Raw genomic sequence first — 15,426 nt, 5'->3', positions numbered from 1 at the left:
CCCTTGATGCGCTATTTTAGCATACTGATGCTAGCATTCTTACTGACCGCGTGCGGTGGCGGCGGCAGTATCCAAAAAGATACAGATAATGGTGGTGACAATACTGGAGGCGGCTTTTCTTTAACCCTTGGCTTTATAGGTGAGACGAACAGCTTATCACCTTCAAATGAACTAATAGCCATTGCAACGTTAACCAATAATGGAGAGCCTATTTCAGGTGCAATAGTCACTTTTGAAACGGATGCTTTTTCACTGATTGATTCTTCCTCGTCGGTAACAGTGACAACTGATGTAGATGGGAAAGCTAAAGTGACGCTTCAAGCAACTGCAGCCGAAGGTCAGGGAGTTTTAACTGCAAGTTATAATCAGGGAGATACAACCCTGTCAAAAGAATTGACTTTTGTTTCTGAGGGATTGATTGAACTGAAAATTGATTCGACACAGTCTGAAAACAATAGGTTATCACGAGCCGTCCCGTTAAAAGTCGATATTATAGTTAAAGAAAACGGTAATATCGTAGAAGGTGCAAGAGTTGTTTTTCAGGTCGATCAGGTTGCAACTATGTTGCCAGAGTCGGGAGCTGTACTCACTAACGACGAAGGCATTGCCAGTGTCACCTTGATTGCAACGAGTATCGCTGGAGCGGGTCAGCTTAGCGCAACATATGAATCTGACGGCATCGTTAAAACTGTTGAGTTCAACTTTACCTCTGTCGGTGACGGGGGAGATGATTCTTCTAATCCTTATCAAGTTACCATATCGGCAGTTAATTTAGATGGTGATGTGAGTAATGTCTTAGGTAAAAACTCTCCGTTAGTGGTGATAGCCAAGTTGACCTTTGAGGGAGCACCATTGGTTAATGAACGTTTGCAATTTCAAGTTGATGATTTTGGTATTATTGAACCAAAATCAGGTTTTCTATTAACTGACCAACAAGGCAAAGCTCAGGTGACACTTACAGCAAGTGAGTTAGTTGGTGCTGGCCGCATTATGGTAACTTATGAAGAGGGTCAAGGTGCAGCAAATCAGTACTTTAACTTTATATCTGAAGGAGCAACTTCTGAATTAGCTATTATATTGAGTGCTAAGACTGAACAAGGGCAAGAAAGCCGAGAGTTATCGGCTGGTTCTCCATTAATTGTAAGCGCCAGACTGACTAAAGATAATGCTGCGTTAGTAAATAAAATTATCACTTTTGAATCGGATGGTTTTGCGACACTTGTTCCTTCATCTGGTCGGGTTCTTACGGATACCCAAGGGGTAGCAGAAATAACTATGCAAGTCACTTCTTCAGCAGGTGCAGGCCAGTTAATCGCGCGCTTTTCGGAAGGTGACGAGAGTGTTGCTCAAGTGCTTAATTTTTCGTCTGAAGGTGATAACGCAAATAATAAAATAAAAGTTGAATCTAGCCTTATTGTCGATTGCGACGATGGCTGGGAATCTTCTCGAGAGCAAGCCCAGTTAGATCCTGTTGCAGGTGGATGTCGTATTGTTAATCAGGTTAGCTCAAATGAAAGTGCGGACATTTTTGTTAAAGTAACATCCGACCAATCAACTGATGGAATCAAGGCGTCCTTGGTTAGAGCTGAATCAACTCTTGGACAGGTATTACCAGCCACTGGTACGGCAATCACGGATAATTTTGGTATTGCCTTATTGAAGCTTCAGCCAGGAACCCAAGGTGGAGCTGGTAAAGTGACGGTAACTTCGCTGGATCATAATAATGTTCAAGACTCCTTTAATTTTGCGATTGGTGTAGCGGAGTTATTTGTAGATATTAAAAATGGCTTGGAGATAGAACCAAGTAACCCTCAAACTGGTTATTTTCCTTTAAAAGCAGGAGGAAGTACCGTTATTGTCGTTACATTAACGGATCAAGAAGGGAATCCTGTTACCAGTTCTATTGATGTTGAGTTTAGCTCATCTTGTAGTAGTCAAACTCCTGCATTGGCAGAACTGGATGAATTAGTTTCTACTTCAAATGGTATTGCTAAGTCTACGTACACCGCAAAAGGCTGTGCGGGGAAAGATATCATATCTGTCGTGATTGTTAATGGTAGTCAAACTATTACTGAGACTAAAGATATTGTAATCGAAAATGCAGAAGCTCAAGCTATCCAATTTTTACCTGAAGAAAATGGATTTGAGAGGTTTATCGCGCTTCCTCCGGGGGAGGGGGGTATAGCTACTCAGTCAGTACTTAGTTTCAAGCTTCTAGATGAAGATAACCGTTCTATTGCTGGCGCTAGGGTCGATTTTAAGCTTTCAGACGACCAAGGAGTTGCCGGACTAACACAAGTTTCAGGTAACACAAACTCAAATGGTATAGTGAGAACGACAGTCAAGTCAGGTGTTGTGCCTGGGCCGTTAGTTGTAACTGCCTGCTTGATACCTCAGGCAACTATCGATGAACATGGAGAATATGTAACTTGTTGGCCTGAAATAGCTTCTCAATGTCAAACTAATCCGAATTCTGATGAGCGTTGTCCAAAAGGCAATGAAGAATTTTTTGTGATTCCTCTTAGTGAGCAGGTTTACAGTGTTTCTTCTCAACTGATCTTGAGCTCAGGCGTTACTGATCAAGACAGCTTTAGTTTATCGGCAGACGTTCTAAACCCCAATGCGTTAAATTACGATGGTGTAACTACTAATTTAACATTAAGGTTTGGCGATCAATTTAATCAATTCAGTGCCGATGGTGTTGCCGCGACGATTCTATCTGAAGCAGGTACAATTGGAAGTATAGATTCAACTGATACATATGAATGCAGAACAGATAATGCGAGTTGTACAGTTGTATGGAGGAGTCAAGGAGATAGGCCATTCTATGGTTATGAATGGGGAAATCGGATTGGTGATATAGATGGAAATCCCACTACACATGAAGGAGTCGCTCCGCGTTTAAGAGAGTCTTTGACGACTGAAGCCGCTAGACAGTCCAATACTAATTGGAACTGTGACCCTTATTTTGGCAACCCAGCACCTTGTATTGGTGGTATGTTTAGACAAAAAAATGCCTCGGCTGCTGATAGCTCTGCAGAAGCGCTAAGGCGAGTGGTAATGGGTGGACGAGTGAGTCTATTAGCTTATGTGAAAGGACAGGAAAGTTTTAGAGATGAAGAATCAGTTTTAGATGGAGATGGTAACGTCATTATTGCTCGTAGAAATGGCCAATTTGATGTTGGGGAATACCGTCCTGAATTTGACTTAACAGAAGCTTTCATTGATACAAACGAAAATGGTCGTTTTGATAAAAAAGACTGCGATAGCAACGCGGAACTGGATCCATGCTCTCCGTTGGGGAGTGCAACAGGTGGACATGATGACGTATGGATTGATAGTAATAATAATGGTCTATTCGACTTTGACACCAACGGTGATGGTAGCTACGAAGGTGACGGTTTATATAATGGGCTGCTTTGCTCTGAAGCGGCATTAGTAGGAGGTGAGTGCTCTAGAGAACTTGTAAATGTATTTAGGCAAATGGAGATAGTGATGTCTGGTGATGACACATTTGTTCGTTTTGCGGTCGCCTCAGATGATTGTACAAGTACGTCAGCATTGGTGCTAGAAACTTCTGGCAACTCAGGATTTTGCGACGTATCTACTGTAGACTTTAATTTGGCTGAGAATAGAACACCTGTAACTGTGTACGTATATCTTTCGGATGAGTTTGGTAATCATCCTCCTGCAGGAACAGAGGTTGCGGTTTCTACTACTAATGGAGAAATTGATGGCGGGAATGTGTCTGCTACAGTATTAAGTTCTAATAGTGATAAGCCGTATGCTTTTAGCTTTACAATAAAACCGGAAACTAGTCCAAATGAATCAAGATCAGGACAAGTAAGTGTGCGGCTTACCTTTCCGCCGTTAGGGGATAGCGATTCAAAGGTGATAACCTTAGGGCCAAAAATTACCGTACTGGACGCTGGATAAAATGACAAATGCCAACTTTCGGGTTGGCATTTTTGTTTCTATTCCTTTATATTCCCGTGCCTTAACCTTATATATATGAATGCGTCCCTAAATTGGCTGAATATTGTACATAAATTGGATAATAATTCGGTGATCAGGGAAAAGTTAGTATTTTTAGCTTGTAACAATAGGTGTTTGTAGATATACCTATAAGTAATTTAACGCCCAAGTAAGGGCAAACATCAGACAGAATCGGTCAAAAATAGGCAGCTATGGGCAAATCGCTAGTAATTGTAGAGTCTCCCGCGAAGGCAAAAACAATCAATAAATACCTCGGCAAGGATTACATTGTTAAATCCAGTGTAGGCCATGTTCGAGATCTTCCTACCTCAGGGGCAGGTAAGACGAAAGGCTTGGCAACTAAGTCGCCAGCTGAAGTACGTAAAATGTCACCTGAAGAAAAAGCGCAATATAAAAAGCAAAAAGATTATGCAAATTTAGTTGCGAGGATGGGGATTGATCCTGAGAAGGGTTGGGAACCGCATTACGAAATTTTGCCGGGTAAAGAAAAAGTAGTTCAAGAACTACAGAAACTTGCTGAGGATGCTGACCATATCTATCTCGCAACCGATTTGGATAGAGAAGGGGAAGCTATTGCTTGGCACCTTGAACAGATCATCGGTGGCGATGAGAGCAAATATAAGCGTGTGGTCTTTAACGAGATCACCAAAAACGCGATAACCCAAGCGTTTGAAGCGCCTGGCGACCTTAACACCGACATGGTATATGCGCAGCAGGCAAGACGATTCCTTGACCGAGTTGTTGGCTTTATGGTATCCCCGCTGCTTTGGCAAAAAGTAGCAAGAGGGTTATCGGCAGGTCGCGTACAATCTGTTGCTGTGAGATTACTTGTTGAGCGAGAGCGTGAGATTAAAGCGTTTATTCCAGAAGAGTTTTGGGATATTCACGCCGATGTTAAAGCAACAAAAGATGATATTCGCCTAGCGGTTACTAAGTTTAAAGGTGAGGCATTTAAGCCTGTAAATAAAGCGCAGGCTGATACTGCCGTACAAGTGCTTGAAAACAGTGCTTACGAAGTAGTCAAGGTTGAAGAAAAGCCAAGTAAGAGTAAGCCAAGTGCGCCATTTATTACCTCGACAATGCAGCAAGCGGCAAGTACTCGTTTAGGCTATGGCGTAAAGAAAACCATGATGTTAGCGCAGCGTCTATACGAGGCGGGTTACATCACCTATATGCGTACGGACTCGACGAACCTATCAAACGATGCGTTAGAAATGTGTCGTGGCTATATCGATAGTGAATTTGGTAGTAAGTATCTTCCAGAAGCACCACTGCGTTACTCCGCAAAAGGCAACGCACAAGAAGCGCACGAGGCAATTCGTCCTTCTGATGTGACGATCTTATCAGGTCATTTAGACGGCGTAGAGGCAGATGCTAAGAAGCTCTATGAGCTTATTTGGCGTCAGTTTGTGGCGTGTCAGATGATGCCTGCAGAGTATGATCTAACAACGCTGACCGTCGCCGCGGAAGATTACACGTTAAAAGCGAAAGGTCGCGTGCTACGTTTTGATGGTTGGACACGTGTACAACCGGCTGTGCGTAAGAAGAATGAAGAAGAGCAGGCGCTTCCAAGTGTTTCAGTTGGCGACAAGCTTGATCTTATTGCGATTGATCCTAAGCAGCACTTTACTAAACCACCAGCACGTTTCAGCGAAGCAAGCTTAGTTAAAGAATTAGAAAAGCGTGGTATTGGTCGTCCATCTACCTATGCTGCTATCATTTCGACGATTCAGGACCGTGGTTATGTTCGAGTTGAAAACCGCCGTTTTTACGCTGAAAAAATGGGCGAGATCGTAACTGACAGACTCGTTGAGAATTTCAACGATTTAATGGACTTTGACTTTACCGCCAAAATGGAAGGTCGCCTTGATGATATCGCAGAAGGCGAACGTTTATGGACGCAGGTACTTGATAAGTTTTACGCCGACTTTTCTAACCAGCTAGAAATAGCCGCTGGCGATGAAAGTGAAGGCGGCATGCGACAAAATGTGATGGTTGAAACAGACATCGATTGTCCCACATGTTCACGCAAAATGGGTATTCGTACAGCTTCTACAGGGGTATTCCTTGGCTGTACAGGCTATAACTTGCCGCCAAAAGAGCGTTGTACCACCACAATTAATCTAGTGTCTGGTGATGAAGCGGTTGCTGCTGATGCGGATGAAGAGGCGGAAGCTGAATCGCTGCGTCATATGAAACGTTGTCCAATTTGCGAAACGGCAATGGACTCATACCTTATTGATGAAACGAAAAAGCTCCATGTATGTGGTAATAATCCCGCGTGTAAGGGCTATGTCATTGAAACAGGCGCATTTAAGATCAAAGGCTACGATGGACCACTAATTGAGTGTGACAAGTGTGGTTCGGATATGCAGCTTAAATCTGGCCGTTTTGGTAAGTATTTTGGTTGTACAAATGAAGACTGTAAAAATACACGTAAGCTATTGAAAAACGGTGAAGCTGCACCACCGAAAGAAGATCCAGTTCCGCTTCCGGAACTAGAATGCGAAAAGTCAGATGCGCATTTTGTGCTTCGTGATGGCGCTTCAGGTATTTTCTTAGCGGCGCACACATTCCCGAAATCACGTGAGACAAGAGCCCCGAAAGTATCAGAGCTAAAACGCTTCAGAGATAGAATTTCACCTAAATTCTATTATCTGGCTGATGCGCCTGAGCAAGACTCAGATGGTAACCCTGCGATTGTTCGCTACTCTAGAAAAACCAAGACACAATATGTGATGACAGAAGTAGATGGTAAAGCGACGGGTTGGAAAGCGACATATAGCAATGGTAAATGGGTAGAAGAAGAGAAAACTACCAAGAAAAAGAAAGCTTAACGATTAGCCAAACATCGATAGGTGTCTTCAGATGCTATGGATATTTTGTCTAAAATGTTATTAAAAGCAAAAGGCCGCTCAACACATTGAGCGGCCTTTTTCATCATGAATGCCATCACTTAAATAACCTGAGGTTTGGATAAGGAATGTTCCAACTCATTGTTGCTAAAGCACAACTTAGTTTTCTCCTTGTCTAGCCAGAGAGTTTTAGGGAAAACAAGGCGAATTTACGCACCAATAGCTGGCTATTGGAAGTGAATTCAACGCAGTTAGCGCTAAAACTGGCTGCTAGAAAGGCATTAATTATCCGCAGCTCAGGTTAAATAAGCGAACTGGTATTATTTAATGTTTACGTCTTTGACTTTTTGATAGCCAGTTGCCTCTAGCTCGTCGTTAACGCAATTCAAAACATATTTTTTCATCTCAGATGCTTGTACATCATCATCTTTTGCCCAATCAAGGCACATTTGAGTTAACTCTTGAACCAAATCTGCAGGCGCGACTGGTAACTCTTCATCGGCTTGTACTTGTACACAAGCAAAAAGAGATAGAGCGATTAATGATGAAACTAAGGTTTTCATTCGTGTTACCTGTTAGTTGAAAGAACAAGCATGTTTTAAAGCAAAATTTAAAATAAGGAAAACGAATTTATTTTCTCTTAAAGAGCAGAAAATTGATTCAAATTTACGTCAATAAATAGTGAGAAATATAAGCGTTGATGCTACATTTATAGGTTCAGTTAAACTAACTAAAGATGGTGAAAATCAAAAACATGGAGCAAGAAACAAAGTCCGAGAATGAGCAATTTAATCGTTATGAACATCTCTTAGAAAGAACCTTATTTAAAGGACGATGGCTGTTAGCGCCGTTCTTTGTTGGCCTACTACTCGCGATTGTGTTGCTGTTACTTAAGTTCTTTAAACAGCTTTATGTGATGACCATCAGTGCGCTTACCGCGACAAATCAAGAATTACTCATTGGTATCTTAACATTGGTTGATACGGCTTTACTGGCTGGGTTGTTGATCATCATTATTTTTAGTGGCTACGAGAACTTTGTTTCCAAGCTTAATGTTGAACCACAAGAAGACAAACCGACTTGGATGGGGAAAGTTGGCTTCTCAGGGCTTAAAATCAAGCTGATCAGCGCCATCGTAGCGATATCTGCCGTAGAGTTGCTCAAGGTCTTTATTCATTCTCAAGATTTAACCAGTGAGCAGCTTGCTTGGAAAGTAGGCATACACATTACTTTCGTGATCTCTGGGGTGTTGTTTTCGGTCACCGACTTTATTAATAGTCGAACCCACTCCCATTAAAAATTGCGGCTATAAAGGAGTGATAATCGACTTATGCTCACGATCACTCCTTTATTCTAACCAGCGCTGTCTCCGGTGGTTCAAGTGCTAGCGCCACGCCTTTACGAGTGACCCCTTTCTTATACCAATTGAATTAATTCTCTAATCAATTTGAAGGGTGAAATAGCATATTAGCTTCGTTAAAAATTTCTCATTTAGAACAACTAAATAGTAAAATTTTTGCCTTGCTACTAAAGCTATTTCCCCGCTTCAAGATAGATCATTTACTTAATACAACTGGTATTAATCAAACTTCTTATTACTGTAAACAAGCAGTGAGGTGGCTATCGCAACGTAACCTAATAATAGATATACGGTGGTTGCTGATTGTTCGTGATTTAACAGGTAAGATTTAAATGCACTATGCAAAATGACTACGAACATGCAGCAAAGCGACAACGTAAGGGCGCTTTTAATCATGCTTCCTAGCGCAACACAAAGAACAAACCCTGCTACAGAGCCTGTAAATATCACTAAATAGAAAGCCACAGTCTCGAATGTGGAAAAGAAGCTACAAGCTAGCAATACTAAAAGTTGAAACAAGGCTAGGCAAAACCCAAGTTTAACTGCAGAGACGTGGTAAGCCTGCTTTATCGCTTTAAGGCTTGAATAGATAGGGAGTAGGTATAGTTGATCCCATGTCATTTTTGTTTGTAGTTTGGACCAACAGACAAAAATAGCGACCATCAGAACAAGCATATCGGTAAAGCCGATAACAAAATGGAGTGTGACACCAAAAAAGCCACTTGCCACAATGGCTAATAGTCCAGAGATAAGCAATATCTGACAGGTTTGTATCAACAGATTACCCGCAAAATAGCTCATTGGCATAAAAAATTGTCTAAACCCCTGAGTGAGGAAATCTGGTGCGAAGGTATTGCTTGGGAGCCACCCTGTTTGAATATTATTTATGTAGGTTTGATATGCCATATGATGCCATTGGCAGTGATGAGTCCGTGTCACTAACAGGTATGTTCCCATTACCATAAGGGGAACGGCAAGCAGTGCTAAAATTTGTGGGGTATCGCCAAAAAACATAGCGAGCACGAGTACTAGCATAAAAACGTAACTATTATGTCTAAAATACACACTATTTCGAAGACATAGCAAAAAGAAGCTACCGCCAAAGCTCGTTGCAAATAACATGGCATAGGCAACTTCAGATGCGGGGCGGTTGAAAAGAGCAAGGGCATTGAGTAAGTAGCCAATGACCAGAATTACCGTACCTTGCAAGTATATGTGCTGTTTAATTGCAGGGAACAGTAAGGCGCTCTCCTGTGCTTGCAACTTCACTAACTGCCAACAAAAAGCCATCCATAAAGCGCTGATTGAAAAGACCAAACTAAATGCTTGTATATTTTGATCTTCTATTAAGGTTAATAAAGGTGAAGCGATAGACGCTAAGAACCCAGGAATGAAAAAATTTGCTGAGCCGCACTCTCGCAGCCAAAACCCGGAAAATCCGGTCCACCAATTGCGCTGAGTTAATGTACTCATGCGTGTAGCTCCACAAAGAGCTGCTCAAGGTTGCTATGGCTTTGCTGTAGGTCTGCTGACCAGTTTGCACTGTCGTGAGCTTGATAAATGCTAAAACGTTCAGATTGATGAAGTACGTCTCCTGATGGCAGTTTGCTTGTAAGATGATGTGGTACAAGCCTAATTTGTTCTTTTAGCGTATCTAATTCGCCAGTAACCAAAACCTTACCATCTTTAATAATGGCAATGTGACTCGCAACGCGCTCAACGTCAGATGTAATATGCGAGGAGAAAAGTACACCAGAGCCGGACTCAAGTGCTAACTCGAATAAGTCCGACATAAACTCCCGGCGTGCAATGGGGTCGAGGCTTGACACTGGCTCGTCAAGGATCAGTAACTTAGGGCGGTACGACATCGCCATTATCAGCGCTAAGCTTTGTTGTTGACCAACTGAAAGGTTACTTACTAGCTTGTTTTCGTCTAACTCGAAGCGAGAAAGCCATTCTTGCTCAAGTGTAATATCCCAATTTGGATAAAAGCTGCGGTGCAGTGCGAGGGCGTCTTTGACTTTAAAGCCTTGATAGCCACAGGGCTGTTGTGGCACATAGCCAATTTGGCTTTTACACGTAGGGCTCAGCTCGAGGTTGCTACTATTGAGGCAGCTAACCTCACCACTATTTTGTTCGATTAACCCAAGTGCAATCCGCAGAAGTGTCGTTTTACCGGCCCCGTTTCGTCCTAGTAAACCCATAACCATGCCAGGTTCAATAATAAGATTTATGTCTTCAAGAACCGGCTTGTCGGTATATTGTTTATGGATTTTAGTGAATTGTAGTAGTGGGCTTGTCATTATTCTTGTCCCCAATTTTTATCAATCAATGATATCAATTCAGTCTTACTGATCCCAAGCTGTTTCGCATCACTAATTAAAATATCTAGGTTTTTATGGAGTAGATTATCGGTCTGTTGTGTCGTTTGCTGCTGTGCAACGCGTGTCGGCTGGCCGCGTCTTCGTTCAAGCCAACCTTGATCGACAAGTTGCCCGATAGCCCGAGAGACGGTCATCGGGTTCACCGAGAAGTGCTCAGCTAGCTTTCTTACAGAAGGTAGCTCTTCTCCGGCTTGTGCTTTACCAGACACAATTAAACGCACTATTTGATCAAATAGCTGCTTATAAATCGGCTCTGCGCTGTTGGGGTTGACATGAATAAGATCTAGCATTACTCTAATTCTACTGTATTAATACAATAATACACTGATACACTCACTTAAAGTTAGCATACTGACCGTGAGTCAACAAGGAAATAACTATGAAAAAGCCATTTAAGTTTAAGAAAAGCTTAGTAAAGCTAGCGCTGCTTCCTCTCGTTTTAGGAACTGTGCTGCCATTACAAGCGGCAACATCAACCGCAGAATTATCCGCTTGTTATGCAAAAGGCCTCAGTGACAGAGCGCAATGCGGAAAAATTTCGCAACCATTAAGTGAAACCAAAACAGAACAAAAAATTGATATTCATTTTATGGTTATTCCAGCAATAAAGCCGCTTTACCCACAAGAAGCGATTATTGCGTTTGCAGGGGGACCTGGACAATCGGCCACCGAAATTGCAGCAAACTTTGAAAGAATTCTTAAATACGCGAGAGAAAATAGAGATATTATACTTGTTGACCAGCGGGGAACTGGAAAGTCCAATCTATTGCAATGTGATATGGGGGATCTTGAGCAACAATTTGCGCTAAATGATACCTTGTTGGGTCTCGATTTTTACAAAGAAGATGCCCTTAAGTGTAAAGAAAATCTAAACACAGATCTTTCCGATTATACAACGGTTGCGGCCGCAAAAGATTTTGACGCGGTACGAGTCGCGCTTGGTTATAGCAAATTACACTTATATGGTGGCTCATATGGAACGCGCATCGCACTTGAGTATATGAGACAGTTCCCTGATAGTGTTGCATCGGCCGTGTTAGATGGTCTTGCGCCCAATAACCAAAGTTTAATGGCGATTGGTGGCGCGATAGAAGATTCATTGAACGCCCTTTTTGCACAATGTGAGGCCGATAAAAAATGTGCAAATAGTTATCCGAATCTAAAGCAGCAATGGCAAAGCTTGCTTAATCAAGTAGAGCAAACGCCGTTAGAAGTGTCTGTACTTCACCCAAGGACCAGCAAACCGCTCGCGATGACGATGACCAAAATGAAGCTATTTAGCGCGATTAGGATGGCGCTTTACTCTCATTCCTTCCGTGCATTGGTGCCGCTTGCGATTAGTGAAGCGACTAACGGTAACCTTGCTCCACTTGTTGGCATGATGGCACCAAGTGAAGACGGTCTGGGATTGGCCATGGGGATGCATCAGGCGATTGTATGTGGGGAAGATTGGCCACGATTAACGGCTGCGGACAAAGCCAAATATAGTGAAAACTATATGGGTGAGATGATGATCACAGGACTAGATGCGACGTGCCCAATTTGGAATGTGAGTCCGGTGCCAAGTAGTTACTATGAACCCGTTGCGTCCGATATTCCAACCTTACTGCTTTCTGGCGGATTAGATCCAGCAACGCCTGCTAAGTGGGCAGAAGTTGCGATGGAAAAATTAAGCAATGCCACGCACTTAGTTGCGCCAACGGCCACGCATATTGTCGCAGGGCAAAGCTGTGCTAATAAGCTTATTGCTAAGTTTTACGATGAAAAGACAGTGGGAGACTTTGATATTAGCTGTCTTGAAGAAGACACACGCAAACAATTCTTTATGAACATCAATGGCCCAGCAACCGCTAATAAGGAGTAACTCATGATCCAAGTAGATAACTTATATAAAAAGATTGGTGAAGTGAACGCGCTAGACGGGCTGTCATTTACCGCTCGAGATGGTCAAATTACGGGACTATTGGGACCAAATGGGGCAGGTAAAACGACTTGTTTACGGACCGTATTTGGCCTGCTCCAAGCTGATCAAGGTATGGCGTCTATCGATAGTATTGATGTTGCCAAAGAGCCAACCAGGGCAAAACAACAATTAGGATTGTTCCCAGACCCGTGTGGACTCTACGAGCGCATGACACCGCGTGAATATACCCAGTTTTACGCTGAACTAAGTGGCATGGACGCAAATTCGGCCGCTGCCGCGACGCAAGAAGTGTTAGAGAAGCTACAAATGTTGGATATCGCGGATAGACGCTGTAAAGGCTTTTCACAAGGTCAAAGAATGAAAACAGCGTTGGCGCAGGCAATCGTGCATAAACCAACGAATATTGTACTTGATGAGCCAACGCGTGGTTTAGATGTAATGAGTACCAGAGTATTACGGGATTTGTTGTTGATGCTTAAGGCGCAAGGTCACTGTGTCTTGTTTTCTAGCCACGTGATGCAAGAAGTTGCAGCACTTTGCGATCATGTGGTGGTCATGGCGAAAGGCAAAGTGGTCGCGGAAGGTTCTCCACAAGCGCTATGTGAACAAACAGGTAAAGCATCGCTTGAGGAAGCTTTCATTACCCTAATCGGTACGGATGAAGGAATTGCAGCATGATGAAATTAATCTCAGTTTTATTTAAAAAAGAAGTGTTAGACGCAAGCCGCGACAAACGTTCAGTGATGGCTGGCCTTTACTATTGCATCGGTGCACCTATTCTAATGTGTGTATTATTTACCGTCATGTTTAAGCAAATGGCTTCGCCTGATGCACTCAAAATCACTATTAATAATGCGGAGAATGCGCCCAACTTAGTACAATTTTTAGCGAGTAAAGAAATTGAACATGGTGAAGGCGAAGAGGTTAAAGCCATTACCTTGGAGGTAAGCGAAGATTATCAAGAAAATATGATGCAAGGTAAGAGCGCGACGGTATTTATCATCGCTGATAAATCGGAGCAAAAGTTACGTTCATCAATTAACCGACTAGAGCGTAACCTCATGTTATACAACAGCGAAGTTGCTTCATTGCGGTTAGTCGCGCGTGGTATCGATCCGACAATTGCACGTGCGATAGATGTTCAAACTCATGACCAAGCGACACCAACCTCTAAAGGGGGCTTCGTATTAGGTATTGCAACGTTATCTATTATTATTTCACTATTTTATGCGGCGATGGGTATGGCAATTGACAGTAGTGCTGGGGAGCGTGAACGCAACTCTTTACAGCTATTACTTAGTCACCCGATCAGTACTATGCATATTGTGTTAGCTAAAGTGGGGGCAATTGCAGGTTTCTCTATCATTGCCTTAGTGTTAACCACCATAGTATCAAAGTTTGCGTATAATATGGTGCCTTGGGAAATGATGGGCTTTACGGTGATTATTGGTCCTAAATTCATTATTTCGGCAATTATAATTGGCCTGCCTATTGCGCTAATGTCTGCCAGCTTGTTGATATTTATCTCTTTCTTGGCTAAATCATTTAAAGAAGCGCAATCTTATGTAGCGATGGCGCTGTTCATTCCGGTAATGATGAGTATGGCAACGACCTATGATATTGCTACCGACATTATGCAGTGGATGCCGATCGCAGCGCAGCAAAACGCAATGATTGAAATCATTAAAGGCAATGCGATACCAGTACCACAACTATTATTATCGAGCGCGGTAACGTTGGGGTTGTTTGCTATTTTCACCTACCTAAGCAGTCGTATGCTAAAAAGTGAAAAGGTAGTGTTCGGCCTTTAATTTACTAATTCCCAACAATGGCGCCCAAAGCGGCGCCATTTTTGTATTTTACCTCATCTCAATTTCACGTATAATCGGCGCCCCATAATTGATGTAGTAATGTACTAGCGTGATAACGTCCACAGTACACAGTTGAGTAAGTATGAATACGGCACCTAACACCATGACAGAGCAAGATAATCGCAAAGAAGTTTTAGAGTTTAATAAGCTGCAAAAGCGTCTGCGCCGTAATGTCGGCAACGCCATCAAAGATTACAATATGATCGAAGAAGGCGATGTGGTGATGGCTTGTATCAGCGGTGGTAAGGATTCATTCGCCATGCTGGATATTTTACTTAGCCTAAAAAAGGCAGCACCAATTCACTTTGATGTGGTGGCGGTCAATCTAGATCAAAAGCAGCCTGGGTTCCCAGAGCATATTTTGCCTGAGTACTTCGAAACGTTAGACATTCCTTATTACATCATTGATAAAGATACTTACTCAGTCGTAAAAGAGAAAGTACCAGAGGGCAAAACGACTTGTGGTCTTTGTTCACGCTTGCGTCGTGGCACTTTGTACTCATTTGCGGAAAAGATTGGCGCGACTAAAATCGCACTGGGCCACCACTTAGATGATATTGTTGAAACGCTGTTTTTAAACATGTTCTACGGTGCAAGAATGAAAGCGATGCCACCAAAGCTACGCTCTGATGATGGCCGTAATGTGGTGATCCGCCCGCTCACTTATGCACGTGAAAAAGATCTTATTCAATACGCAGAGCATAAAGATTTTCCTATTATTCCGTGCAACCTATGTGGTTCGCAAGAAAACCTGCAACGTCAAAACATTAAATCTATGTTGGTAGAGTGGGATAAGAAAACACCTGGTCGAGTAGAGAATATTTTTAAATCAATTCAAAATGTTAGTCCAAGCCAACTGGCTGACACGGAACTTTTTGACTTCGAAAGTCTACCTCTAGATAGAGACGGTGAGCGTGAAGCTTATGACTTTAATGAAGCAGTGGTTTCCTCGACAAACATTGATGAATCATTGTTTATTGATGTAACTAATATTTAATTCTCAACGATGATTTTTCCAGGCTAGGTCTGATAGGCC

11 protein-coding genes are annotated in these 15,426 nt (G+C 42.5%); 7 read left to right on the top strand and 4 right to left on the bottom strand.

Features of this window, described 5'->3' with window-relative positions; genetic code table 11:
* Nucleotides 1-6 precede the first annotated feature (6 nt).
* Both MHN30_RS08500 and topA read left to right on the top strand, forming a co-directional pair.
* Nucleotides 7-3,936, top strand: a complete 3,930-nt coding sequence (locus MHN30_RS08500) for a hypothetical protein (RefSeq protein WP_239359231.1) — start codon at nucleotides 7-9, stop codon at nucleotides 3,934-3,936.
* Nucleotides 3,937-4,187: 251 nt separating this feature from the next.
* Nucleotides 4,188-6,833: a type I DNA topoisomerase gene (topA, locus tag MHN30_RS08495; protein ID WP_010373951.1), complete on the top strand. Its 2,646-nt coding sequence runs from the start codon at nucleotides 4,188-4,190 to the stop codon at nucleotides 6,831-6,833.
* 338 nt (nucleotides 6,834-7,171) lie between these two features.
* Here topA and MHN30_RS08490 read toward each other — a convergent pair whose 3' ends face one another.
* Nucleotides 7,172-7,414, bottom strand: coding sequence for a hypothetical protein (locus MHN30_RS08490; protein WP_010373953.1), 243 nt, complete (start codon nucleotides 7,412-7,414; stop codon nucleotides 7,172-7,174).
* A gap of 173 nt (nucleotides 7,415-7,587) precedes the next feature.
* On the opposite strand from MHN30_RS08490, the gene MHN30_RS08485 reads away from it, so the two are divergent.
* A complete protein-coding gene (locus MHN30_RS08485; protein ID WP_017219099.1) occupies nucleotides 7,588-8,148 on the top strand; it encodes a TIGR00645 family protein in 561 nt (186 codons plus the stop codon).
* A gap of 282 nt (nucleotides 8,149-8,430) precedes the next feature.
* On the opposite strand, the gene MHN30_RS08480 is transcribed toward MHN30_RS08485, so the two are convergent.
* Genes MHN30_RS08480 through MHN30_RS08470 form a run of 3 tightly spaced genes read right to left on the bottom strand, consistent with a single transcriptional unit; the run spans nucleotide 8,431 to nucleotide 10,885 of the window.
* A complete protein-coding gene (locus MHN30_RS08480; RefSeq protein WP_039497473.1) occupies nucleotides 8,431-9,684 on the bottom strand; it encodes a hypothetical protein in 1,254 nt (417 codons plus the stop codon).
* Complete coding sequence (locus MHN30_RS08475) at nucleotides 9,681-10,514, bottom strand: ABC transporter ATP-binding protein (RefSeq protein ID WP_130164273.1); 834 nt, start codon at nucleotides 10,512-10,514, stop codon at nucleotides 9,681-9,683. The genes MHN30_RS08480 and MHN30_RS08475 overlap by 4 nt, the downstream gene beginning before the upstream one ends.
* Nucleotides 10,514-10,885 carry a GntR family transcriptional regulator gene (locus MHN30_RS08470; RefSeq protein ID WP_010373963.1) on the bottom strand — a complete coding sequence of 124 codons (372 nt, stop codon included), beginning with the start codon at nucleotides 10,883-10,885 and terminating at the stop codon, nucleotides 10,514-10,516. The genes MHN30_RS08475 and MHN30_RS08470 overlap by 1 nt, the downstream gene beginning before the upstream one ends.
* Before the next feature lie 89 nt (nucleotides 10,886-10,974).
* Here MHN30_RS08470 and MHN30_RS08465 point away from each other — a divergent pair, with 89 nt between their 5' ends.
* The 4 genes from MHN30_RS08465 to ttcA all read left to right on the top strand — a co-directional run bounded on the left by MHN30_RS08465 (nucleotide 10,975) and on the right by ttcA (nucleotide 15,387).
* Nucleotides 10,975-12,459, top strand: a complete 1,485-nt coding sequence (locus tag MHN30_RS08465; protein ID WP_130164272.1) for an alpha/beta hydrolase — start codon at nucleotides 10,975-10,977, stop codon at nucleotides 12,457-12,459.
* Between the two features lie 3 nt (nucleotides 12,460-12,462).
* Nucleotides 12,463-13,197 (top strand): ATP-binding cassette domain-containing protein, encoded by a 735-nt coding sequence (locus tag MHN30_RS08460; RefSeq protein ID WP_130164271.1) that lies wholly within the window; start codon nucleotides 12,463-12,465, stop codon nucleotides 13,195-13,197.
* A complete protein-coding gene (locus MHN30_RS08455) occupies nucleotides 13,194-14,330 on the top strand; it encodes an ABC transporter permease (RefSeq protein WP_010373969.1) in 1,137 nt (378 codons plus the stop codon). The genes MHN30_RS08460 and MHN30_RS08455 overlap by 4 nt, the downstream gene beginning before the upstream one ends.
* Nucleotides 14,331-14,493: 163 nt before the next feature.
* A complete protein-coding gene (gene ttcA / locus MHN30_RS08450) occupies nucleotides 14,494-15,387 on the top strand; it encodes a tRNA 2-thiocytidine(32) synthetase TtcA (protein WP_010373971.1) in 894 nt (297 codons plus the stop codon).
* Nucleotides 15,388-15,426 lie beyond the last annotated feature (39 nt).

It is taken from the genome of Pseudoalteromonas sp. OF7H-1 (assembly GCF_022347825.1).
Taxonomy (GTDB): domain Bacteria; phylum Pseudomonadota; class Gammaproteobacteria; order Enterobacterales; family Alteromonadaceae; genus Pseudoalteromonas; species Pseudoalteromonas maricaloris.
The sequence above is the reverse complement of the archived record's forward strand: the minus strand, read 5'-3'. Positions and strand labels throughout refer to the sequence as shown.